This is a genomic window from Reyranella sp., assembly GCF_004297265.1.
Classification (GTDB): Bacteria; Pseudomonadota; Alphaproteobacteria; order Reyranellales; family Reyranellaceae; genus Reyranella.
Window position 1 is genome coordinate 185,832 of sequence record NZ_SCUT01000025.1, and the last position, 21,291, is coordinate 207,122.

25 protein-coding genes and 1 pseudogene are annotated in these 21,291 nt (G+C 65.6%); 23 read left to right on the forward strand and 3 right to left on the reverse strand.

The genetic code is table 11. From position 1 onward, the window contains the following. The first annotated feature begins 40 nt into the window (after positions 1-40). From rpiB to EPO41_RS11625, 11 genes are all read left to right on the forward strand, one after another. Positions 41-481, forward strand: a complete 441-nt coding sequence (gene rpiB, locus EPO41_RS11575; RefSeq protein WP_296324945.1) for a ribose 5-phosphate isomerase B — start codon at positions 41-43, stop codon at positions 479-481. Between the two features lie 5 nt (positions 482-486). Next, complete coding sequence (gene glyA, locus EPO41_RS11580; protein WP_296324948.1) at positions 487-1,794, forward strand: serine hydroxymethyltransferase; 1,308 nt, start codon at positions 487-489, stop codon at positions 1,792-1,794. A gap of 34 nt (positions 1,795-1,828) precedes the next feature. Beyond that, entirely contained in the window at positions 1,829-2,296 is a 468-nt protein-coding gene (gene nrdR, locus EPO41_RS11585) for a transcriptional regulator NrdR (RefSeq protein ID WP_295136282.1), read from the forward strand. 5 nt (positions 2,297-2,301) lie between these two features. Beyond that, a complete protein-coding gene (gene ribD / locus EPO41_RS11590; RefSeq protein WP_296324951.1) occupies positions 2,302-3,393 on the forward strand; it encodes a bifunctional diaminohydroxyphosphoribosylaminopyrimidine deaminase/5-amino-6-(5-phosphoribosylamino)uracil reductase RibD in 1,092 nt (363 codons plus the stop codon). Positions 3,394-3,402: 9 nt separating this feature from the next. Further along, positions 3,403-4,005, forward strand: coding sequence for a riboflavin synthase (locus EPO41_RS11595; protein WP_296324954.1), 603 nt, complete (start codon positions 3,403-3,405; stop codon positions 4,003-4,005). Further along, positions 4,002-5,153, forward strand: coding sequence for a 3,4-dihydroxy-2-butanone-4-phosphate synthase (ribB, locus tag EPO41_RS11600; RefSeq protein WP_296324957.1), 1,152 nt, complete (start codon positions 4,002-4,004; stop codon positions 5,151-5,153). The genes EPO41_RS11595 and ribB overlap by 4 nt, the downstream gene beginning before the upstream one ends. A 2-nt stretch (positions 5,154-5,155) precedes the next feature. Beyond that, complete coding sequence (locus tag EPO41_RS11605) at positions 5,156-5,644, forward strand: 6,7-dimethyl-8-ribityllumazine synthase (protein WP_296324960.1); 489 nt, start codon at positions 5,156-5,158, stop codon at positions 5,642-5,644. Beyond that, positions 5,641-6,111, forward strand: coding sequence for a transcription antitermination factor NusB (gene nusB, locus EPO41_RS11610; protein WP_296324963.1), 471 nt, complete (start codon positions 5,641-5,643; stop codon positions 6,109-6,111). Before EPO41_RS11605 ends, nusB begins: the two co-directional genes overlap by 4 nt. A gap of 6 nt (positions 6,112-6,117) precedes the next feature. Continuing rightward, positions 6,118-7,104, forward strand: coding sequence for a thiamine-phosphate kinase (thiL, locus tag EPO41_RS11615; protein WP_296324966.1), 987 nt, complete (start codon positions 6,118-6,120; stop codon positions 7,102-7,104). A gap of 77 nt (positions 7,105-7,181) precedes the next feature. Beyond that, complete coding sequence (locus tag EPO41_RS11620) at positions 7,182-8,414, forward strand: MFS transporter (RefSeq protein WP_296324969.1); 1,233 nt, start codon at positions 7,182-7,184, stop codon at positions 8,412-8,414. 156 nt (positions 8,415-8,570) lie between these two features. After that, complete coding sequence (locus EPO41_RS11625; protein WP_296324972.1) at positions 8,571-10,676, forward strand: sodium-translocating pyrophosphatase; 2,106 nt, start codon at positions 8,571-8,573, stop codon at positions 10,674-10,676. 99 nt (positions 10,677-10,775) lie between these two features. Here the strand turns inward: EPO41_RS11625 and bamE are convergent, their stop codons facing one another. After that, complete coding sequence (bamE, locus tag EPO41_RS11630; RefSeq protein ID WP_296324975.1) at positions 10,776-11,255, reverse strand: outer membrane protein assembly factor BamE; 480 nt, start codon at positions 11,253-11,255, stop codon at positions 10,776-10,778. Positions 11,256-11,356: 101 nt separating this feature from the next. On the opposite strand from bamE, the gene EPO41_RS11635 reads away from it, so the two are divergent. The 8 genes from EPO41_RS11635 (at position 11,357) to EPO41_RS11670 (ending at position 16,536) form a co-directional block, all read left to right on the forward strand. Further along, the gene (locus tag EPO41_RS11635) at positions 11,357-11,851 is read left to right on the forward strand and encodes a ubiquinol-cytochrome C chaperone family protein (protein ID WP_296324978.1); all 495 of its coding nucleotides are present in this window, start codon (positions 11,357-11,359) and stop codon (positions 11,849-11,851) included. A 54-nt stretch (positions 11,852-11,905) separates the two neighbouring features. Continuing rightward, positions 11,906-12,445: a DUF177 domain-containing protein gene (locus tag EPO41_RS11640; RefSeq protein ID WP_296324981.1), complete on the forward strand. Its 540-nt coding sequence runs from the start codon at positions 11,906-11,908 to the stop codon at positions 12,443-12,445. Between the two features lie 128 nt (positions 12,446-12,573). After that, positions 12,574-12,768, forward strand: coding sequence for a 50S ribosomal protein L32 (rpmF, locus tag EPO41_RS11645; RefSeq protein WP_296324984.1), 195 nt, complete (start codon positions 12,574-12,576; stop codon positions 12,766-12,768). Positions 12,769-12,820: 52 nt separating this feature from the next. After that, entirely contained in the window at positions 12,821-13,897 is a 1,077-nt protein-coding gene (gene plsX / locus EPO41_RS11650; protein ID WP_296324986.1) for a phosphate acyltransferase PlsX, read from the forward strand. Beyond that, complete coding sequence (locus EPO41_RS11655; RefSeq protein ID WP_296324989.1) at positions 13,894-14,865, forward strand: beta-ketoacyl-ACP synthase III; 972 nt, start codon at positions 13,894-13,896, stop codon at positions 14,863-14,865. The genes plsX and EPO41_RS11655 overlap by 4 nt, the downstream gene beginning before the upstream one ends. Positions 14,866-14,988: 123 nt before the next feature. Next, positions 14,989-15,300: an integration host factor subunit alpha gene (locus EPO41_RS11660; protein ID WP_230548991.1), complete on the forward strand. Its 312-nt coding sequence runs from the start codon at positions 14,989-14,991 to the stop codon at positions 15,298-15,300. 23 nt (positions 15,301-15,323) lie between these two features. Next, a complete protein-coding gene (locus tag EPO41_RS11665; protein WP_296324997.1) occupies positions 15,324-15,851 on the forward strand; it encodes a MerR family transcriptional regulator in 528 nt (175 codons plus the stop codon). Between the two features lie 373 nt (positions 15,852-16,224). Beyond that, complete coding sequence (locus EPO41_RS11670; protein WP_296325000.1) at positions 16,225-16,536, forward strand: hypothetical protein; 312 nt, start codon at positions 16,225-16,227, stop codon at positions 16,534-16,536. On the opposite strand, the gene EPO41_RS11675 is transcribed toward EPO41_RS11670, so the two are convergent. Then, positions 16,499-17,707, reverse strand: coding sequence for a TCR/Tet family MFS transporter (locus EPO41_RS11675; RefSeq protein WP_296325002.1), 1,209 nt, complete (start codon positions 17,705-17,707; stop codon positions 16,499-16,501). The genes EPO41_RS11670 and EPO41_RS11675 overlap by 38 nt on opposite strands. A gap of 236 nt (positions 17,708-17,943) precedes the next feature. Here EPO41_RS11675 and EPO41_RS11680 point away from each other — a divergent pair, with 236 nt between their 5' ends. Continuing rightward, on the forward strand, positions 17,944-18,165 hold the full coding sequence (locus EPO41_RS11680; RefSeq protein WP_296325005.1) for a hypothetical protein: 222 nt from the start codon (positions 17,944-17,946) through the stop codon (positions 18,163-18,165). 124 nt (positions 18,166-18,289) lie between these two features. Here the strand turns inward: EPO41_RS11680 and EPO41_RS11685 are convergent, their stop codons facing one another. Next, positions 18,290-19,432, reverse strand: a complete 1,143-nt coding sequence (locus EPO41_RS11685; protein ID WP_296325008.1) for a hypothetical protein — start codon at positions 19,430-19,432, stop codon at positions 18,290-18,292. Between the two features lie 667 nt (positions 19,433-20,099). Between EPO41_RS11685 and EPO41_RS11690 the strand changes: the two genes are divergently transcribed. The 3 genes and pseudogenes from EPO41_RS11690 to EPO41_RS11700 form a co-directional block, all read left to right on the forward strand. Next, positions 20,100-20,255 (forward strand): hypothetical protein, encoded by a 156-nt coding sequence (locus tag EPO41_RS11690; protein ID WP_296325011.1) that lies wholly within the window; start codon positions 20,100-20,102, stop codon positions 20,253-20,255. Positions 20,256-20,309: 54 nt separating this feature from the next. Beyond that, positions 20,310-20,441, forward strand: a complete 132-nt coding sequence (locus tag EPO41_RS11695; protein WP_296325014.1) for a hypothetical protein — start codon at positions 20,310-20,312, stop codon at positions 20,439-20,441. Positions 20,442-21,088: 647 nt separating this feature from the next. After that, positions 21,089-21,247, forward strand: a pseudogene (locus tag EPO41_RS11700) (IS630 family transposase); the annotation flags it as partial. Positions 21,248-21,291 lie beyond the last annotated feature (44 nt).

Consider the following 21,291-nt stretch of genomic DNA (forward strand, 5'->3'; position numbering starts at 1 on the left):
TATCGGGGGGCTCAATAGCTAGAGGGGGTCGATCGTCGATATGCCGGGGGGCGCCATCGCGGTCGCGTCGGATCATGCCGGCTTCGACCTTAAGGAGATTCTGAAGCGCGACCTGCAGGAGGCGGGTCACGAGGTGCTGGATCTTGGCACGAATTCGACCGCTTCCGTCGACTATCCCGACTTCGGGAAGGCCATGGGCGAGGCCATCGCCTCCGGCCGGGCCGACCGCGGCGTCCTCGTCTGCGGCAGCGGGATCGGCATCTCCATCGCGGCCAACCGCAATCCCAGAGTACGCGCAGTGCTCGCGCACGATGTGACCTCGGCGCGGCTCTCGCGCGAGCACAACGATGCCAATGTCATTGCCTTCGGCCAGCGCCTGACCGGTATCGAGGTCGCGCGCGAGGCCCTGAAGGTCTTCCTGGCGACCAGGTTCGAAGGCGGCCGCCACACCGGCCGCGTCGACAAGCTTTCGAAGGGTTGAGTGTCATGAGCCAAGCCGCTGCCAAGATGAGCGATCAGCCGTTGTCGATGTTCACCAGGGGGGTCGCCGAGGCCGACCCGGCGATCGATGCCGTCCTCAAGGGCGAGTTGCATCGCCAGCAGGAGCAGATCGAGCTGATCGCCTCCGAGAATATCGTCTCGCGGGCCGTGCTCGAGGCCGCGGGCTCGGTCCTGACCAACAAGTATGCCGAGGGCTATCCGCGCCGCCGCTACTACGGCGGCTGCGAGGAGGTCGACAAGGCCGAGGATCTGGCGATCGAGCGCGCCAGGAAGCTGTTCAATTGCAGCTTCGCCAACGTGCAGCCGCACTCGGGCGCGCAGGCCAACCAGGCCGTGTTCATGGCGCTGCTGCAGCCGGGCGACACGTTCCTCGGCATGTCGCTGTCCGAAGGCGGCCATCTCACGCACGGCTCGCCGGCCAACCAGTCGGGCAAGTGGTTCAAGGTCCTGTCCTACGGCGTGAAGCCCGACACCCACCTGATCGACTATGAGCAGATGGAAGAGATCGCGCGCCGCGACAAGCCGAAGCTGATCATCGCCGGCGCCTCGGCCTATTCGCGCCACATCGACTGGGCGCGCTTCCGGAAGGTGGCCGACGAGATCGGCGCCTACTTCATGGTCGACATGGCGCACTATGCCGGCCTGGTCGCCGCCGGCGTCTATCCGAGCCCGCTGCCGCACGCCCATGTCGTGACGACGACGACGCACAAGACTTTGCGCGGGCCGCGCGGCGGCATGATCCTGTCGAACGACGCCGAGCTCGGGAAGAAGATCAACTCGGCGGTATTCCCCGGCCTGCAGGGCGGCCCGCTGATGCACATCATCGCCGCCAAGGCGGTGGCGTTCGGCGAGGCGCTGAAGCCCGACTTCAAGGTCTATGCGCAGCAGGTCGTCGACAACGCGCGTGCCCTTGCCGCGACCCTGACCGAGCGCGGCCTGAAGATCGTCTCCGGCGGTACCGACAGCCACGTCATGCTGGTAGACCTGCGCCCGAAGAAGGCCACCGGCGTGTCGGCCGAGAAGGTGCTCGACCGCGCCGGCATCACGACGAACAAGAACAGCATCCCGGGCGATCCGGAGAAGTACACGGTGACGTCGGGCGTGCGGCTCGGCTCGCCGGCGGGAACCTCGCGTGGCTTCGGCGTCGCGGAGTTCCAGCAGATCGGTCATCTGATTGCCGACGTGCTCGACGGCATCGCCAAGAACGGTCCGGACGGCGACGCCCAGGTCGAGGCCCAGGTTCGCGCCAAGGTCCATGCCCTCTGTGCGCGCTTCCCGATCTACCGTGACTGACAAGGCGCAAAGCCGGAACGAACAGGGGAACTAGATGCGCTGCCCATTCTGCGGTCACGAGGACACCCAAGTTAAGGACTCGCGACCGACCGACGACAATTCGGCGATCCGCCGGCGGCGCTACTGCCCGTCCTGCGGCTCGCGCTTCACGACCTTCGAGCGCGTGCAGCTGCGCGAACTGACGGTGGTGAAGAAGAACGGGCAGCGCGTGCAATTCGATCGCGACAAGCTGGCGCGTTCCATACAGGTCGCCTGCCGCAAGCGGCCGGTCGATCCGGAGCGCACGGAGCGCGTGGTGAACGGCATCGTGCGCCGTCTCGAAAGCTCGGGCGAGAGCGAGATTCCCTCGACGCAGATCGGCGAACTGGTGATGGACGCGCTACGCGCGCTCGATCCGGTGGCCTATGTGCGGTTCGCCTCGGTCTATCGTAACTTCCGCGAGGCCCGGGACTTCGAGGAGTTCATCTCCGACCTCGCCGATACCGCCCACTTCAAGGACTGACGCCGATGATGCGCGCGGCGCTCGCGCTGGCGCGGAGGTCACTCGGCAGCACCTGGCCCAATCCCGCCGTCGGCTGCGTGATCGTGCGCGACGGTCGCGTGATCGCCCGCGGGCGGACGCGGGATGGCGGCCGGCCGCACGCCGAGGCCGATGCAATCGCCGAGGCCGCGAAAGCCGGCCTGTCGCTGAAGGGCGCCACGGTCTACGTCACCCTGGAACCCTGCGCGCATCACGGCCGCACGCCGCCCTGCGCGGACGCGCTGGTGACGGCCGGCGTTGCGCGCGTCGTGTCCGCCCTCGAGGACCCGGATCCGCGCGTGAAGGGGCAGGGGCACGCGCGCTTGAAGGCGGCTGGCATCGCCGTGGACGTGGGCGAGGGCGCCGACGAGGCGGCCGCGATCAACGCCGGCTTCCTGCTGCGGGTCCGTGAAGGCCGTCCGCTGTTCCATCTCAAGATCGCGGGCTCGCTCGACGGACGCATCGCGACCGCGTCCGGCGAGAGCAAGTGGATCACCGGCGAGGGCGCACGACGCGATGGCCATCGCCTGCGGGCCATCCATGATGCGATCCTTGTCGGGGCGGCGACCGCCGCGGCTGACGACCCCGAACTCACCTGCCGGCTTCCGGGGCTCGCCGCGCGCTCGCCGGTCCGCATCGTACTCGATTCGCAGGCACGCCTGTCGCCCGCGTCAAAGCTTGCGACGTCGGCAAACCTGACGCCGGTCTGGCTCGCGTGCACGAGGTCGGCGCCTGCGGCCCGTCGAGACGCGCTGGCCAGACTTGGTGTAAAGATCGTCGAGGTTGACGGCGGCGACGACGGTCGCATCGATGTCGCGGCGGCGGCGCGGACGCTCGGCTCGCGCGGACTGACACGGGTGCTCGTGGAAGGCGGCGGCCAGGTCGCCGCTTCTTTCCTCAAGACGGGGCTTGTCGACGGGATCTCGAGCTACCGGGCCGGGCTGATCCTGGGGGCGGACGGCCGCTCTGCGGTTGGGGGTCTGGATTTTGCACGGCTCGGTTCCGCGCCCCGGTTCAGGCTGGTTTCGGCGCGGCAACTGCAAGGCGACACGCTGGAAACCTGGCGCCGGGAGGACTAAGTAGCGGCCATGTTCACAGGCATCGTGACCGACATCGGCGAGATCGTCTCGGTCGACCCCGGCGGCAAGGAAGGCGACCGCCGTTTCGTGATCGCCACGAAGCACGACATGGCGCCGATCGCCATCGGTGCTTCGATCGCCTGCTCGGGTTGCTGCCTGACGGTGATCGAGAAGGCGGCCGACCGGTTCGCCGTCGAGGTCTCGGCCGAGAGCCTCGCCAAGACGCACCTGGGTGACTGGACGGTCGGCCGCCGGCTCAACCTCGAATTGTCGCTGAAGCTCGGCGACGAGCTGGGTGGACATCTCGTCTACGGCCACGTCGACGGTGTGGGCAGGATTGCTGCCATGACCCCGGAGGGCGGCAGCGTGCGCTTCGTGTTCGAGGCGCCTCCGGAACTGGCGCGCTTCGTTGCGGCCAAGGGCTCGATCGCGATCGACGGCATCTCGCTCACCGTCAATGAAGTGGAGGGCAATCGCTTCGGCGTGAACGTGATTTCACACACGCAGGCGGTCACCACGCTGGGACAGGCCCGGGTCGGCCAGAGGGTCAACCTTGAGGTGGATATGCTCGCGCGTTACGTTGCGCGACTGTTGGAGCATCAGAAAACATGAGTGCGCTCGAAAAGGACGCCTGGCGGATCACCTTCAGCGAGGTGAAGGCCGCCGCCGAGGACATCATCGAGGAGGCCCGCAAGGGCCGGATGTTCATCCTCGTCGACGACGAGGACCGCGAGAACGAGGGCGACCTGGTGATCCCGGCCCAATGGGCGACGGCCGAAGCGATCAACTTCATGGCCCGGCATGCGCGCGGCCTGATCTGCCTCGCGCTGACGCGCGAACGCGTGGAGCAGCTCGGCCTGCCGTTGATGTCCCAGAACAACCGCACCCGACACTCGACCGCGTTCACCGTCTCGATCGAAGCCCGCGAGGGCGTGACGACCGGAATTTCCGCCGCCGACCGTGCGCGCACGGTATCGGTGGCGATCGATCCCTCGTGCGGCCCGCAGGACATCGTGACTCCCGGCCATGTCTTCCCGCTGGTCGCCCGCGACGGCGGTACGCTGGAGCGCACCGGCCACACCGAGGCTGCTGTCGATATCGCCCGTCTGGCCGGTCTCAATCCGGCGGGCGTGATCTGCGAGATCATGAACGACGACGGCACGATGGCCCGTCGCAACGACCTCATCACCTTCGCGCAGCGCCATGCGCTGAAGATTGGTACCATCGCCGACCTGATCGCCTATCGCCGCCGCTACGACTCGATCGTGAAGCGCATCAGCGAGACCTCGCTGGACAGCACCTGGGGCGGTGACTTCCGCTGCGTCGTCTACGTCAACAAGGTGACGATGGCGCAGCATGTCGCCCTGGTGAAGGGTGATCCTGCGGCCGGCGGGCCCGTCATGGTGCGCATGCATGCCGTCAACCTCTTCACCGACACGCTGGGCCAGCGCAGCGGCGGTCGCGGCGGAGAGATCGAGGCTTCGATGCGCGAGATTGCCCAGGAGGGCCGCGGCGTCATCGTGCTCATCCGGGAGCCGCTCACCGTCGTACTCGCCGAGCAGCGCCGCCGCGCCGGCGAGCCGATCGAGCCGTCGGGCCAGGAGCTGCGTGACTACGGGGTCGGCGCCCAGATCCTGATCGATCTCGGCGTGAAGGAAATGGTGCTGCTCAGCAATTCCCAGAAGAGCGTCGTCGCCCTCGAGGGCTTCGGGCTGAAGATCGTCGCCCAGAAGCCGGTCCCCGGCCGCGCAAAGGTCTGAACATGTCGACACGGACGGAAAACCCGACGGCCCGGCCGGCGGTCGATGGGGTCAAGGGCGCGCGCATTCTGATCGTCGAATCGCGCTACTACGCCGACGTCGCCGATGCGCTGATCCAGGGCGCCGAGCGGGAGATTGCGAAGAACGGCGCGAAGTCCGACCGCATCGTCGTGCCGGGCGCCTTCGAGATTCCGGGCGCGATCGCGATGGCGGCCAACAAGAAGGGCAAGCGCTACGACGGCTATGTCGCTCTGGGCTGCGTCATCCGCGGCGAGACGACCCACTACGACTATGTCTGCGGCGAGAGCGCGCGCGGATTGATGGATCTCGCGGTCCAGAAGAAGCTGGCCATCGGCTATGGCATCGTCACCGTTGAGAACATCGAGCAGGCGCGGGTGCGCGCCTTCACCGATCGCGGCGACAAGGGCGGCGACGCCGCCCATGCCTGCCTCGCGATGGTGGCACTCGGCCGTCGCTGGAAGAAATCGTGAGCGACGCCAAGCCGGCCGGCCCCAGCCGTCGCCAGGCCGCGCGGCTGGCGGCGGTGCAGGCGCTCTACCAGTGGCAGGAGGGGCAGGATGCCCCCGCCGAGATCATCGAGCAGTTCCTCAAGGTGCGGACCGGCGAGACGGGTGAGGGCGGCATGCGCCGCGATGCCGACCGTCCGCTGTTCAAGGACGTGGTGGAGGGCACCACGACCAACCGGGACGCGCTCGAGGGGATCGTGACGGCGTCGCTGGCGCAGGACTGGACCTGGGCGAGGGTCGACCGCCTGGTGCGCGCCATCCTGCTGGCCGGCGCCTATGAACTCGTGCACCGGGGAGACGTGCCGATGCGGGTCGTGATCAACGAGTATGTCGAGATCGCGCATGCCTTCTACGACAAGGGCGAGCCGAGCTTCATCAACTCCGTCCTCGACCGCGTGGCACGTCAGGCGCGGCCGGCCGACCGGAAGTAGGCCGCCATGGCCCGGCGCGGGCGGATCGGCGAGTTTGAACTGATCGCCCGCTATTTCGCGCCGCTCGCCCGGGCCTTCGAGGGCGCCGGCAATCTCCAGAGCGACAACGCCTTTCTCGCTGCCGACCCGCGCCACGACCTCGTCGTCAAGACGGACACGGTCGTGGCGGGCGTCCATTTCCTGGCCGATGAGTCGCCTCAGCGGGTTGCGGCCAAGGCCCTGCGCGTCTGCCTGTCCGATCTGGCGGCCGGCGGCGCGACGCCGTTCGTCTACCAGCTCTCCCTCGCATTGCCGGAGCATTGGACCGAGACCTGGCTCGCGGGCTTCGCGAGAGGCCTTGCCGCCGACCAGCGGCGCTACGGCATCCTCCTGTGCGGCGGCGACACGGTGGTGACGCCGGGGCCGCTCACCGTCACGATCACCGCCTTCGGCCGCGTCGCGCGCGGCAAGGGTATCGGTCGCGGTGGCGCAACGGCCGGCGACGACCTCTGGGTGAGCGGAACCGTCGGCGACGGCGCCCTCGGCCTGCTGACGGCGCAAGGCCGATTGCCGGACCTGACGACCCGGCAACGCGGCTTTCTCGAGGATCGCTATCGCCTGCCGCAGCCGCGCACCGCGCTCGGCCACCGACTGGTGGGCATCGCGACGGCGACGGCCGATGTCTCCGACGGGCTGCTGGCCGATGCCGGCCACATCGCCGACGCCTCTCGCCTCGCCGTGACCATCGAGCGCGATGACGTGCCCTTGTCGGCTGGGGGGCGTGCGGCTGTGAAGGCCGATCCCCGCTTGTGGGCGAATGTCCTGGGGGGCGGCGACGACTACGAGCTGGTCGTGGCGGTCCCGTCCCGCAAGCGGTCGGCGCTGTTGGCCGCCGCCAGCGCCGCCGGTATCGCAGTCACGCGCATCGGCAGCTTTGCCCGCGGCAGCGGCGTCACCGTTACGGTGGCCGGCCGGGCCGTCGCGGCCCCGCGCAAGGGCTACGTTCACTTCTAGTGAATCACAGCTCCTCATAGCTGCACTGCGTGGCGCGCCATGGCGCGGGCAGGGGGCGCCACTAGAGTGCCCGCCCAATGGACGGATCTTCGAAGGTGCAGGAAACGCCGGCGGCCTCCGACGCGCGCATACCGCGCCGGTCGATGCGAAACATCGCCTTGCTTGCGATGTGCCAGGCGCTGACGCAGAGCAGCAACACGCTGATGTTCGCCTCATCGGCGCTGGCGGTTCTAACCATCGTCTCGCCGGACATGCGCATGTGGGCCAACCTGCCGGTCACCATGCAGCATCTCGGCGTGATGCTGTCGGTGTTCCCGGCCTCGCTGCTGATGATGCGGCGCGGCCGAAAGTTCGGTTTCCGCAGCGGCTCGGTAATGGGGATGATCGGCTCGTCGCTGGCCGCCATCGGGCTGGGCCTCGGCAGTTTCCCGGTGATGTGCCTCGGCGGCCTGTGCCTGGGCTACGGCATCGCCAACATGCAGCTCTATCGCTTCGCGGCCGTCGAGTTGGCCCCGGCGCCTTATCGCGCCCAGGCGATCTCCTATGTCACGGCGGGCGGTGTGCTGGCGGGCATCCTCGGCCCGACCCTGGCCCGTTTCACGCCCGATCTCTGGCAGCCGCTTTTCCAGGCGAGCTTCTGCGCCGTTATCGTCATCCACATCCTCGTCTTCATCGTGCTGGGCTTCATCGAATTCCCGCAGGTCCGGGTCGAGGACACATCCGGGCCGCAGCGGCCGCTCTCCCAGATCGTTACCCAGCCTGCCTACATGGTCGCCTGTGCCGGTGCGATGATCGCCTTCGGCGTGATGTCCTTCGTGATGGCGGCCTCGCCGCTGGCCATCGTGCAATGCGGTCTCAAGGCGACCGAGGCCCCGGTGACGATCTTCGTGCACGTCATGGGCATGTTCATTCCGTCGTTCTTCACCGGCCACCTGATCGCGCGTTTCGGCGTCTTCAACATCATGATCGCGGGCATCGTGCTGCTGGTGGCAGGGGTGGTCGTGGCGCTGATGGGCGTCACCGAGTGGCACTTCCGCGGCGCCCTCAGCCTGAACGGCGTGGGCTGGAACTTCCTGTTCGTCGGCGCGACGACGCTCCTCACCACGACCTACCGGCCGGCGGAGCGGGGCAAGGCGCAGGCGTTCAACGACTTCATGGTGTTCGGCGTCACCACCGTGGCCAGCCTGATGGCCAGCGTCGTGCTGGAACTGAAGGGCTGGGCAGCCCTCAACTACGTGGCGCTCGCCCTGGTGCTGGTCGCCCTGCTGGTCATCGGCATGTTCCGGTTGCGGAATCCGTCACGCGCCTGACGCCAAGCCCTTGAGGTGACGGGCTTTTCCTCCTCTTCGGTTGCGCGTGCACGGCCCATCTGTCATTTTTCCGCCCACCTCGCGCCCGGGGGGAGTTCACATACTTCAGGCCGCGATGTGCGTAAAAGAGACGACAAAACAATAGGTTAGGGAAACATGTCCACGGTTCTTTGGGGCGTCATCGGCTGCGGCTTGATCGCCGTGCTGTATGGCGTCGTTACCGCATCACGGGTCATGGCGGCCGACGCAGGCACGCCGCGCATGCAGGAAATCGCGCAAGCCATCCAGGAGGGAGCGGCCGCATATCTGCGCCGCCAATACACCACGATCGGCATCGTGGGCATCGTCGTCCTCGTCGTTCTCGCCCTTCTGCTCGGCAAGTTCGCCGCCATCGGCTTCCTGATCGGCGCGATCCTGTCGGGCGTGACGGGCTTCATCGGCATGAACGTGTCGGTCCGTGCCAACGTGCGCACCGCCGTGGCGGCCCAGAAGAGCCTGGCCTCGGGCCTCGACCTTGCCTTCAAGGCCGGCGCCGTGACCGGCATGCTGGTGGCAGGCCTCGCCCTGATCGGCGTCGGCGGTTACTACGCGGTCCTGCTGAACATGGGCATCCCCGGTGGCAGTCGCGACATGATCGACGCGCTGGTCTCGCTGGGCTTCGGCGCCTCTCTGATCTCGATCTTCGCCCGACTGGGCGGCGGCATCTTCACCAAGGGTGCGGATGTCGGCGGCGACATGGTCGGCAAGGTCGAAGCGGGTATCCCGGAGGATGACCCCCGCAACCCGGCCACCATCGCCGACAACGTGGGCGACAATGTCGGCGACTGCGCCGGCATGGCCGCCGACCTGTTCGAGACCTACGCGGTGACGACCGTCGCCACGATGGTCCTGGCCTCGATCTTCTTCGCGGCCGATCCGGTCCTCGTGGGCAAGCTGATGGCCTATCCGCTGGTCATCGGCGGCGCCTGCATCATCACCTCGATCATCGGCACCTACTTCGTCCGCCTCGGCTCCGACGGCAACATCATGTGGGCGATGTACAAGGGCGTGATCGCGGCCGCCGTGCTGTCGATCCCGGCCATCTACGTCGCCACCGACCGCCTGGTCGGCATGAGCACGGTCCTGACGGTGGGCGATCGCTCGTTCACCGGCATGTCGCTGTTCTGGTGCTCGCTGGTCGGTCTGGCCATCACCGGCCTGATCGTCTGGGTCACCGAGTACTACACGGGCACCGAGTACCGTCCGGTCAAGGCCGTGGCGCAGGCCTCGGTTACCGGCCACGGCACCAACGTCATCGCGGGCCTCGCGATGTCGATGGAAGCCACGGCCGGCCCGGCGCTGCTGATCTGCGCCGGCATCGTGATCTGCTACATTCTGGCAGGCCTGTTCGGCATCGCCATCGCTACGACCGCCATGTTGGCGCTCGCGGGCATGATCGTTGCCCTCGACGCCTACGGCCCGGTCACCGACAATGCCGGCGGCATCGCCGAAATGGCCGGCCTGCCGAAGGAAGTGCGCAAGAACACCGACGCGCTCGACGCGGTCGGCAACACCACCAAGGCCGTCACCAAGGGCTATGCAATCGCGTCGGCCGGCCTCGGCGCGCTGGTGCTGTTCGCCGCCTACACGTCGGACCTCGACTACTTCATCGCTGCCGGCAAGCTGGGCGTTAAGGCGGTCGATTTCTCGCTCAAGAACCCGTACGTCGTGGTCGGCCTGCTGGTCGGTGGCCTGCTGCCGTACTTGTTCGGCGGCATGTCGATGCTGGCCGTCGGCCGCGCCGCGCAGTCGGTGGTCGAGGAAGTCCGCCGGCAGTTCAAGGAGAAGCCCGGCATCATGGCAGGCACGGATCGGCCGGACTATGGCCGCGCCGTGGACATGCTCACCAAGGCAGCGATCAAGGAGATGATGATCCCGTCGCTGCTGCCGGTGCTGTCGCCAATCGTGCTGTTCTTCGTGATCGCGGCCATCGCCAATCGTTCGGACGCCTTCGCGGCGGTCGGCGCCATGCTGCTCGGCGTGATCGTAACCGGCATCTTCGTCGCCATCTCGATGACGGCGGGCGGCGGTGCCTGGGACAACGCCAAGAAGTACATCGAGGAAGGCCATTTCGGCGGCAAGGGATCCGAGGCCCACAAGGCGGCGGTGACCGGCGACACCGTCGGCGACCCGTACAAGGATACGGCCGGCCCGGCCGTCAACCCGATGATCAAGATCACGAACATCGTGGCCTTGTTGCTCCTCGCCGTCCTGGCGCACTGAGCGCAGGGGGAACACCTGCTACGGAAAAGCCCCGGCCGAAAGGCCGGGGCTTTTTCTTTGAGGCTCGGGCCGGGCGCTGGGCCGGCCGGTGCCGCAGCCTTAGATTCCGCCGCCGCTGGTCGGGGCGCCGGGGTTGCCGCCGCTCTGCTTCGGGCCGGTGAAGCGGCCGACATTGCCCAGCACCTGCTCAAGGATCGTGAGTTCCTTGCCCGAGGTCGGCGTGATGCGCTGGACCATCTGGATGTCCTGCGCGTCCTTGAGGTCGTAGTTCTTGATGGCTTCGATGCGGCCCGATTCGTTGAACGTGACCTGGATCACCTTCTGGGAACTGATCTTGGGCTTGGTGTAGGCCCAGTATTCCTGGGTCTCGCTGATGTAGTACCAGATGTTTGGATTGAAGGTCGCCACGGCCGAGGGCGATCCGATCAGGCGGACCACGTCCTCGCGGCTCTGGGCGCCGACTTCGAGCTTTTCGACCGAGCCCGGCGTCGCCGCGAAGCCACGCAGGTCGACGGTATTCTCGCAGCCGCCCAGCGCAAGGGCAGTGAGGGCGAGGGCGAGCGGGGCGGTGCGACGCATGGACTGCTTCTTGGCTTTGCGGGAAGAGGGACCGCAAGATGTCGCGATGGAGGGGCCGGGTCAACCGGTTGTCCCGCGACCAGTTGGGGAGGGAGTCGTTCGTGTTCCGCCGCCGCAAGCCAGAGGATGAATTCGCAGCCGCCGTCTACAAGCGCGTGGGCGAGCAGGCGCGCGAATCGGCGTTGTTCGAGGCCTGCGGCATTCCCGACACGCTCGATGGCCGTTTCGATTCGCTGGCGCTCCATGCTGCCCTGATGATCGACCGGCTGCGCCGTGAGCCGGATGGCGAGGCGCTGGCGCAGGCCTTTTTCGACGCCATGTTCAAGCACCTCGACCTCACCCTGCGCGAGATCGGCATCCAGGACCTGGGCGTCGGCCGGCGAATCAAGATCATGGCGGAGGGGCTCCATGGGCGGGCGCTGGCCTATCGCGAGGCGCTGAACGGCGGGCCGACACCGCTCGCCGAGGTCTTGCGCCGCAATGCCTATGGCGGTAGGTCGCCCGAGGATTCCGAAGTCGTCGCCCGGCTCGAGGCCTATGTGCGAGACTATGTGCGAGGACTTGACGCAACGGCGCGCAACGACCTGATAAAGTGAATAAAGAAAATGTCGCAAGGTACAGAAAAGACTACCAAATCAGAGATCGAAAGAATGGTCGATCTCGACAAGCTCGGAAATGGCGGCACGGCGCTCGAGATTTCCTCGACGGAAGGCGAGCGGGCGGCGCTGGCGAAACGCTTCGGTTTCCTCGGCCTGCCGGCTTTTTCGGCGCGGGTCACGGTCGACCGGCGGCCGGGCGGGCAGGTGGTGGTCGAGGGCCGTCTCAGGGGGCGAATCGTCCAAGCCTGCATCCTGAGCCTCGACCCCGTGACCCAGGAGCTGGACGACGCCTTCCGGCTGGTCTTCGCCGAGAATGTCACCGAGGATCGCGACCCCGAAAGCGGCGAAGCGCTGCTGAATTCACAGGGCGACGCTCCCGAGCCCCTGACGGGGAATATGCTCGATGTCGGTGAAATCGTCGCCGAGCAACTCTCCCTGACAGCCGATCCCTATCCCAGGCGGCCTGGACTCAAGCTGGAAGACGTGCTGCCCAAGCCGAAGGGCGGCGCCCGCCGTTCGGCGCCCGAACAGCGCCGGCATCCTTTCGCCGGCCTCGCGGCGCTGAAGGACAAGCCCCGCCGTGGCCGGTAAATTGTTGCGGCGGCAAGACGTTTTGGCTAGAGAAGGCCGCCCGCCGCGCCTATAGAGCGCGGCTGCAGCTTTTTTGGGGGCATGTCCTGCTTGAATGAGCGGGTGTCGCCCTCGTCGTGGAGATCGTCATGGCAGTTCCCAAGAAAAAGGTTTCGAAGTCCCGCCGCAACATGCGTCGCTCGCATCACGCGCTGCCGACCATGGCATTCACCGAATGCAAGAACTGTGGCGAACTGAAGCGCCCGCACATGGTTTGCTCGCATTGCGGCTACTACCGCGAGGACATGCCCGTCCTGGCCGACGCTGCGTCGGCCGAGAAGTAGTCCGAAGCACGCCGCCGGCAATGCGCTGGCATTCGACAGGCGGAGCGTGACGGTGGGTGCGAACAAGATCGTCCTCGCACTCGACGGCATGGGGGGCGACCATGCGCCCGATGTCGTGGTGAACGGCGCCGATATCGCCCGCGAGCGCTATCCCGGCACGTCGTTCCTGTTGTTCGGCGACGAGGCGCGCCTGAAGGCGCTTGTCGACAGGCGCAAAGGGCTCGCGCAGGTGCTCGAGATCGTGCCGTCGGAAGATGCGGTGCTGGCCGAGGACAAGCCGTCCTTCGCGCTGCGCCGACGTCGCAAGTCGAGCATGTGGATGGCCGTCGAGGCGGCGGCGCAGGGACGCGCCGACACGGTGGTGTCGGCAGGCAATACCGGCGCTCTGCTCGCCATTTCGATGTTCGCGATGCGCATGCTCGAAGGTGCGGAGCGGCCTGCGCTGGCCTCGTTCATGCCGACGTCGCGGGGCGAGACGGTGATGCTGGATCTCGGCGCCAACCTTGAATGCGATGCCGAGAACCTCGCGCAGTTCGCGGTGATGGGCAGCGTGTTCGCCCAGGCGCTGCTCGGCCTCGACGCCCCGAAAGTCGGCCTGCTCAACGTCGGGTCGGAGGAACTCAAGGGGCACGAGGAGTTGCGGCAGGCGGCGGCGTGGCTGCGCCGCGACGGCTCGCCGGTCAATTTCCACGGCTTCGTCGAAGGCAACGACATCGGTGCCGGCGTGACGGACGTCGTGGTCACCGACGGCTTCACCGGCAATGTCGCACTGAAGGCGATCGAGGGCACCGCCAAGCTCACCTTCCAGTTCGTGGGCGATGCTTTCCGGACATCGACTTTCGCCAAGATCGGCTACCTGTTTGCAGCCGGTGCCTGGCGAAAACTGCGCAAGAGGGTCGATCCGCGCCGCTACAACGGCGGCGTGTTCCTCGGCCTCGACGGGGTTTGTGTGAAGAGCCACGGCGGCACGGACGCGCTGGGCTTTGCCTACGCCATTGGCGTGGCGGTCGACCTGGTCCGCTACGAATACAAGAGCAAGCTGGTCGAGGGGCTGGCACGGCTGCACGAGATCACCTCGGCGGCTGAGACGCCGGCCGCATCGCTGCAGGCCACCGGAGGAACTGCGTGATTCGTTCTGTCGTCCAGGGTTGTGGTTCGTATCTACCCGAGCGCGTGGTCACCAACGAAGAACTCTCGAAGACCATGGACACCACTGACGAGTGGATCCGCCAGCGTACCGGCATCTGTCAGCGCCACATCGCTGCCGAAGGCGAGTTCACGTCCCACCTCGCCATCAAGGCCTCGCAGCGCGCACTCGACCATGCGGGGCTCAAGGCGTCCGACCTCGACCTGATCGTTCTGGCGACGGCGACGCCCGATCAGACGTTTCCCGCCACCGCGACGCGGGTGCAGGCCGCCCTTGGCATGACCAAGGGCGCGGCCTTCGACGTCCAGGCGGTGTGCGCGGGCTTCGTCTACGGCGTCTCGGTCGCAGACAGTCTCATCAAGACCGGCCTCGCCTCGAACGCCCTGGTGATCGGTGCGGAGACCTTCTCGCGCATCCTCGACTGGGACGACCGCGGCACCTGCGTGCTGTTCGGCGACGGCGCCGGCGCAATCGTGCTCCGGGGCGAGCAGGGTGCCGGCACCCCGGCCGACCGCGGCATCCTGGCCAATGCGCTGCACTCCGACGGCCGCCACCACGACATCCTCTATGTCGACGGCGGACCATCCTCGACCCGGACCACCGGCTTCCTCCGCATGGAAGGCAAGGAGGTCTTCAAGCATGCGGTGGTCAACATGGCTGCCGTCGTGGGCGAGGTGCTCGAGAAGGCCGGGCTCGAGCCCAAGGACATCGACTGGCTGGTCCCGCATCAGGCCAACAAGCGCATCATCGACGGCACGGGCCGCAAGCTCGGACTGCCGCCCGAACGCGTCGTCATAACCGTCGACAAGCATGCCAACACGTCCGCCGCGTCGATCCCGCTGGCGCTCGACGTCGCGGTCAAGGATGGCCGCATCAAGAAGGGCGATCTGCTGCTGCTCGAGGGGATCGGCGGCGGCCTGTCCTGGGGTGCAAGCCTCGTTCGCTGGTGATGCGAGAATTATAGCCAACGGAACGTGAACAGGCGGCGATTCAAGTCCTGCCGCTATCCCACTGATATTGACCGCTTTCCCACCTTAGAGTAAGGATTAACTGGGGGAAGAAGAGGTACCGGAGTGGACGGCCGGACTATTACGCGTGCCGATCTGAGCGAGTCAGTGTTCCAGGAAGTGGGACTGTCTCGTAACGAATCCAGCGATCTCGTGGAGACCATTCTCTCCGAGGTGGTGGAAGCATTGGCGCGCGGCGAATCGGTGAAGATCTCCTCGTTCGGGAGTTTCACGGTTCGCGACAAGGGGCAGCGTGTCGGCCGCAACCCGAAAACCGGGCAGGAAGTTCCCATCCTGCCGCGGCGGGTCCTCGTCTTTCGAGCGTCGAATGTCCTGAAATCACTGATCAACGGGGCGCCCGGCGAGAACAAGGGGTAGTTGGGAACACGAGGGGATCAGAGATGGCCGTTTCGGTTCAGACCGTCGAAAGACGGGTCGAGAAGTCGGCGCAGGCGTTCCGTACGATCAGCGAGGTCGCGACCGAGCTGGACGTACCGCAGCACGTGCTGCGGTTCTGGGAAAGCAAGTTCACCCAGGTTCGTCCGCTGAAGCGGGGCGGCGGCCGACGCTACTACCGGCCCGAAGACATCGACCTCCTGCGCCGCATCCGCACGCTCCTCTACGAAGACGGCTACACCATCAAAGGCGTCCAGCGCCTCCTGAAGGAGGGCCGCGGCCGCCTGCCGGCGCAGCGGCTCGACCTTGCAGCCGAGAGTGCGCTGGAGAGCCTGCGCATCGTCTCGGCCCGTGCCGAGGCCATGGCGGGCGGGGCCCGCCAGCCGCTGCCGCGCACCGGCCCGCAGCCCTCGACCACGACGCCGCGCGCGGCCGTCCTCGACCTCCACAAGCGCCGTGAGATCGAGTCCGTGCTGGAAGACCTCGAGCAGGCGCTGACGCAGCTCCGCAGCACGCTGAAGACGCAAAACTAGGCCTTCAGGCTTGGAGCATCGCCGGGGGGCGACGCTCTAGAGTCCTTCCGACTCACTTCGAACCATTCACCTCATCCTGAGGAGCCGCGCGAAGCGCGGCGTCTCGAAGGATGGGCAGCAGGCAAGGTGCTCGTTCCCACCCTTCGAGACGCTCACTGCGTTCGCTCCTCAGGGTGAGGTCGATGTTTGAACGGTCGACTGATTCAATCCCGCCCGGAAGGACTCTACGGCTTGCAGGTTCTGCGTCCAAAGGCCACCAGATCGGGTGGCCTTTGTAAGAAAGTGTATCAAGTATCTGATTTTATTTGGTTTTTAGCCGGGTAGGCGTATCGTGCCCGGTGAGGGGCCTTTAGCGGTATCGTCAAAGGGGGACGTGACCGTGCTTGTTAATCGCGATTTCGCGCGCCATCACGCGCGCTCGTTTGACTTAACTTCATTTAATGACAACGGGTTGGAAGTCGATCTTCCTACTTTACATGAACTTCTTTACCTGCGGCGCGGGTTGACCCAGCCGGGGGGTAAGCTGCCTCTGTTCGATCTTGACGGTCAGGATGTCGATCCTGTCATCGTCAAGAAATGCTTGAAGGCAGGCTGGGCACAGCCCTGGTTCAAGAATCCGCTGAAGCCGGACTGGCTCGTCTGCAAGCTCACGGAGCTGGGGCGGCAGGTCGCGTCCGCGCCGTAACGAGCCACGTCACGACGGCGGCTGCCGCCAGCAGCCCGCCTGCCAGGAGGAAAGCCGCGCCGGGGACGCTGTCGATCGTCCACGCGAAGAGGACGGCGAACAGGCCGGGCGCGATCAGGCCGGCAATGCTGCGCGACGCCGAGGTGGCGCCCTGGAGCTGGCCCTGTTCGGAGCCGCTGACCCTGCGGGTCATCATCTCCTGCAAGGCCGGACCGGCGATGCCCCAGAACGCCATCACCGGCACGCCGGCCCAGAACCAGGGACCGGTGCTGGCCAGCCCGTAGATCGACATGCCGGCCGCGCCGGCCAGCAAGCCGGCAACCACGGCCCGCCGCGCCCCGAGGCGGCTCACGATCGGACCGATCATCAATCCCTGCACGACGGCGGTGCAGACGCCCACGAAGGCGAGGGTGAGCCCGACCGTCGCCTTGCCCCAGCCGTAGCGATGGCCGGCATAGAGCACGAATACGGCGGGCAGGACCTGGTGGGCGAAGTTGCCCAGGAAGTCGACGGCGGCGAGGCCCAGCAACTGGCGGTGCGAGGCCAGGAGCTTCAACGAGCCGATCGGATTGGCGCGTCTCCAGGAAAAGGCCATGCGCTTTTCCGGCGGCAGCGATTCGGGCAGGACGAACCAGCCGAACGCCGCGTTGGCGAGACAGGCGGCAGCCGATACCCAGAACGGCAGGCGCGGATCGACGCTGCCCAGCAGGCCGCCGATGGCCGGACCGACCACGAAGCCCAGCCCGAAGGCCATGCCAACCAGGCCGAACGCCCTGGCCCTTTCCTGCGGCTTCGTGACGTCGGCGATGTAGGCGAAGGAGGTGCCGATGGTCGCCGAGGTGATACCCGAGACGACGCGGCCGACCAGCAGCAGCAGGAGCGAGGGCGCCAGCGCCATGAAGATGTAGTCGAGGCCGAGGCCCAGGCACGAGATCAGGATGACCGGACGGCGACCGTAGCGGTCCGAGAGCGCGCCCAACAGCGGCGAGCAGAGGAACTGCATCAGCGCCCAGACCGTCGCGAACACGCCGAACATCTCGGCCGCGCCGGCCGTGTCGCCATCCATGAAGCCCAGCACGATCGTCGGCAGCACCGGGATCATGACCCCGAGCGCCAGCACATCGAGCGCCACCGTGCAGAAGATGAAGGCGAGCGCGCGCCGAGTGTTCATGACGATGCTTGGCAGGGGAGGTAAATGGTCGGGGCGACAGGATTTGAACCTGCGACCCCCAGTCCCCTAGTGTTGTCTTCCCCAGTCTGAAAACACAAGTCGAGCCCGAAATCATCGACTGGAACAACGGCATCGGCAGTCCGCGCCATCGTCGGCTGGATACTGGCGAGGTCCTGCAGGGCCGGCTCTCCGTCAGCGACACCGGCTGGACCTACGACGGCGGGGACGGCTTCAGCGTGATATGCGTCACCCCTGACGGCGACTGGTACATCGACAGCCGTACCCGCAACTGCGGCTCGCCGAACGATAGCAAGCATCGCTGCTGGGTCCGTCACGGCACGGAGGGCGGCACGCTCCGCGTCGATAAGAATGGCCTGACCTGCAGTGCTGACGCCGGCTCGCTCCAGTGCGGCGACTTTCACGGCTTCCTGCACAACGGCGAACTCTACAGCTGCTGAACCTGCGCTCCGGCGCACACGAAGTCTGGGTCTGGATTCGTCCGGAGCCGACATCGCTGTCTTAGCGTTTCCTCCCTCGACTTGCGCCCGCTGGCCTCACGGCTGGCGGACGCTCTTAAATGTGTCAGGGAGACGGCCCTGGAGTTTCTGGGCTAGTCGCCGGCCCATTAAACTGACCCGCAAAACTCCGATGAATGTCACCAACCATTTTGTCGATTTCCAGAAGCTTAGGAATGACCTCCTCGCCCGGAAACGGTGAGTATTGCTTCGCGCCAGTTAAAGGTCTCGACGTAGGAAACCTTGCCCCCACACCACCCTCAAGAGGAAGGAGATACTTCAACGGATCTTCCCCACGCGGAAGCCGAATCCTCTCGCCATGTGCGAGGAACACCCAGTCTGTTCCGTCTGAAAGGACAGAAACTTTCAGCCGCTTTTCTGTCGGGTTCTCTTTTTGGTGCAGATCGGAAATCTGGGCCGCAAAATCAAAGCGGTGCCACGCCGTCAAGTAGGTAGGGATGACCAGTCGATGTTTGTCTGCCACATCGAGATCATGCAGTCCGCGAAGAAGCTTGTTGCCTCCGGTGTAGGGCTTAAGGTCGCTGATGGCTCTTACGACATCGGCACCCAATCGATTAAAGTCCTTCACGAGCTTCATCTTAAGCTTGTCTTCGTTATCCGCAAATGGAAAGTACAGGTTGCTCGGGCTCTTTCCTTTTATGCGAGCCACGTCGCAAATCATCAGATCAAGAGAGCTGCGAAGGTTGTGGACGACATCACCGATAATGAGGGGCACAGCGGCCGGACCTGGTGGCGAAAAAATCACCTCCCAAATTATGTCTGGCCCATCGGATCCAACCTCATTTGCTGTGACTTGTACCTGTCGCGAATATCTCTCCAGCAAATCTACTAAAGCGTCAAAATGGACGGATGCACGGTGATGTTTTAAGTGCGCGCCAATCAAAGGTGGAAATAGGCCATCGGTATGGATTGGAAGATTGTAGGGCAAGTAAGAGAGCAGGAATGCATCTGCGCTCCGACAACTGGCTACATGCTTTGATAGCCTTGATAATTCCAAGAATTCGGCGGACAGATCCGCCACACCTTTTGTGTCTGTAACGAAACGACGATTTACGCCATCTTTCCCGAGCAGCCCAAAGTACACTGTGTCACCGATGAGAAAGTGACGATGCTGCTTGTCTAAAGGGATGGCGTCGGCAAACTCGGCATGGCCCCGGCGAATAACTTCTTCATTGGATTCGTCAGTCATGGCCAGCGCTCCCCGTAACCATAGCTTGAGTACGCAAGCCCTGGTGGTTGACTTGAGTGAATGGCAAAACTGGCCCGTAATAGAGCTGCGTCTTCGCAAGTGGAACTTTGGCAGACTGCAGTCAAGCGCGCTAAAAAGCCGTGGGTTGCCGCTTGTTTACAAAGTAAGCACCGCCAGGTGACCCCGGTGCGGGGCTTTTTTCATTGTCGAGCGGGCTTGGCAAGAGACCGTCCGTCAGCTACCTGCGATCAATGCACAAAGTACCTACACCACCAACCTGGAAAGCATCGACGCCCCGTCCGACCTATCGTCCGTTGGAGAAGAGTAATGGTCGAGGCGATGTCATCGACCAGCATCAGGGCCGAGGCCGCAGCGGTCTCGGCGCCGGATTTGGCAAGCCAGACGGCACTGGACCCGCGTAAGGTCATAGAGCGCAAAACCTAGCGGCCGGCCAGCCGTTGGTCCGCCCATGGCACCTCCCAAACCGCCCCTCGGCCTGGCCCGCAAGCTGCGCGACGACGTCTACGCACGGCGATCACGACCCTCGACGCGGCGCTGGCGTTGGCGTTGGCGTTGGCGTTGGTCATCTAAAAGGGCTGGATGACGGGCGAGGGGAGACTCCGGTCCATTCGGTCTGCCTGACCGACGAAGGCCGCCCGCTGGCCCGATGAAGGATCGGCCGTCGCCTGTCGCGATCCCGCACCGGGTCTCGACCGAGCATCACACGCGCTGCCCGATCTGCGGCCACCTGGTCGACGAGTTCGACCATGAGGAAGTGCTGGCGCATCTCGATCCGGAGCACGAGGCGCTGGTCAGGCAGTAGGCCACATGGAGCCGTCCGGCTAGGATCGTCCCATGTGCAACCTTTACGAATGCGATGACCCCCGACGTCATGCAGTCGCTGAAGGATCACTTCAACCTGGTCGGCTCGGCCTATCTCGACGTGCTGCGCGGCCGCAACGGGCCGCAGAGAGTCCATCCGAACTACGAGGCCCCCGTGATCCGGTAGCTGGCGACACCGGCCGGCGTCGTTCGTGACATCGTGACGATGCGCAGGGGGGGGGGCCGACGCCGCCCTTCTACAAGATCAAGGCCAACGTCAGAACGTCCGCAACACGTCGAGCGGCTATTGGAAGCCTAACCTGAAGGCCGGGCAGCGCTGCCTTGCGCCGGCGACGGTCTTCAGCGAGCCCGACCGCAACACCAGCAAGCCGGTGGTCTTCCGCTGGTTCGCCCGCCCGTGACGCGAGCTGTTCTACTTCGCCGGCATCTGGCGCGAGTGGGGGCAACCTGGGGACGAAGAGGGCGCCGAACGTCGGCAAGCACCTGCTGTTTTTCTTCCTGACGACCGAGCCGAACGGCGTCGTGGAGCCGCTACACGATAAGGCGATGCCGGTGCTGATCCGCGCCCGGTAAGAGACCGAGCAGTGGTTCGAGGCGCCGCCCGAGGAAGCCCTGCAGCTGCAGGAGCCGGCGCCGGGCGACGCGATCGTGCTGCTGCCGGAGGAGACGAAGGGGCCCCAGTCTAGAGTGCGCTTAATGTCTTGTGGGAATCCAAGGGGATTCCGACCGAACGAGAAAGTGATTGAAACGCGAGCTGGAATGGTGGCTCGCGTCGATGCCCGTATTGATTCGATGCCGCACCTGACAGTGGACAAACTCAAGGCCCATCTGAGGCGCATCGAAGCCAGGACAATCGACGCACTCTGGAGAGCCATCGGCGATATCTGCGCACTCCACCCGCAACAGGAGTGCTGGAACTACCTCAAAGAGGCAGGCCATGTGTCCGACAAAACGAAACGCCCGATGCTCTAAGCCGCACCTTCTGCCGCACCTATACTCCGTCTTGCTTATTTTTT

Excerpts from the sequence above, each read along its gene's own strand:
- rpiB (WP_296324945.1), top strand. The coding sequence starts at position 41 with ATGCCGGGGGGCGCCATCGCGGTCGCGTCGGATCATGCCGGCTTCGAC.
- glyA (WP_296324948.1), top strand. The coding sequence starts at position 487 with ATGAGCCAAGCCGCTGCCAAGATGAGCGATCAGCCGTTGTCGATGTTC.
- nrdR (WP_295136282.1), top strand. The coding sequence starts at position 1,829 with ATGCGCTGCCCATTCTGCGGTCACGAGGACACCCAAGTTAAGGACTCG.
- ribD (WP_296324951.1), top strand. The coding sequence starts at position 2,302 with ATGATGCGCGCGGCGCTCGCGCTGGCGCGGAGGTCACTCGGCAGCACC.
- EPO41_RS11595 (WP_296324954.1), top strand. The coding sequence starts at position 3,403 with ATGTTCACAGGCATCGTGACCGACATCGGCGAGATCGTCTCGGTCGAC.
- ribB (WP_296324957.1), top strand. The coding sequence starts at position 4,002 with ATGAGTGCGCTCGAAAAGGACGCCTGGCGGATCACCTTCAGCGAGGTG.
- EPO41_RS11605 (WP_296324960.1), top strand. The coding sequence starts at position 5,156 with ATGTCGACACGGACGGAAAACCCGACGGCCCGGCCGGCGGTCGATGGG.
- thiL (WP_296324966.1), top strand. The coding sequence starts at position 6,118 with ATGGCCCGGCGCGGGCGGATCGGCGAGTTTGAACTGATCGCCCGCTAT.
- EPO41_RS11620 (WP_296324969.1), top strand. The coding sequence starts at position 7,182 with ATGGACGGATCTTCGAAGGTGCAGGAAACGCCGGCGGCCTCCGACGCG.
- EPO41_RS11625 (WP_296324972.1), top strand. The coding sequence starts at position 8,571 with ATGTCCACGGTTCTTTGGGGCGTCATCGGCTGCGGCTTGATCGCCGTG.
- bamE (WP_296324975.1), bottom strand. The coding sequence starts at position 11,255 with ATGCGTCGCACCGCCCCGCTCGCCCTCGCCCTCACTGCCCTTGCGCTG.
- EPO41_RS11640 (WP_296324981.1), top strand. The coding sequence starts at position 11,906 with ATGGTCGATCTCGACAAGCTCGGAAATGGCGGCACGGCGCTCGAGATT.
- rpmF (WP_296324984.1), top strand. The coding sequence starts at position 12,574 with ATGGCAGTTCCCAAGAAAAAGGTTTCGAAGTCCCGCCGCAACATGCGT.
- EPO41_RS11665 (WP_296324997.1), top strand. The coding sequence starts at position 15,324 with ATGGCCGTTTCGGTTCAGACCGTCGAAAGACGGGTCGAGAAGTCGGCG.
- EPO41_RS11675 (WP_296325002.1), bottom strand. The coding sequence starts at position 17,707 with ATGAACACTCGGCGCGCGCTCGCCTTCATCTTCTGCACGGTGGCGCTC.
- EPO41_RS11685 (WP_296325008.1), bottom strand. The coding sequence starts at position 19,432 with ATGACTGACGAATCCAATGAAGAAGTTATTCGCCGGGGCCATGCCGAG.
- EPO41_RS11690 (WP_296325011.1), top strand. The coding sequence starts at position 20,100 with ATGAAGGATCGGCCGTCGCCTGTCGCGATCCCGCACCGGGTCTCGACC.
- EPO41_RS11695 (WP_296325014.1), top strand. The coding sequence starts at position 20,310 with ATGACCCCCGACGTCATGCAGTCGCTGAAGGATCACTTCAACCTGGTC.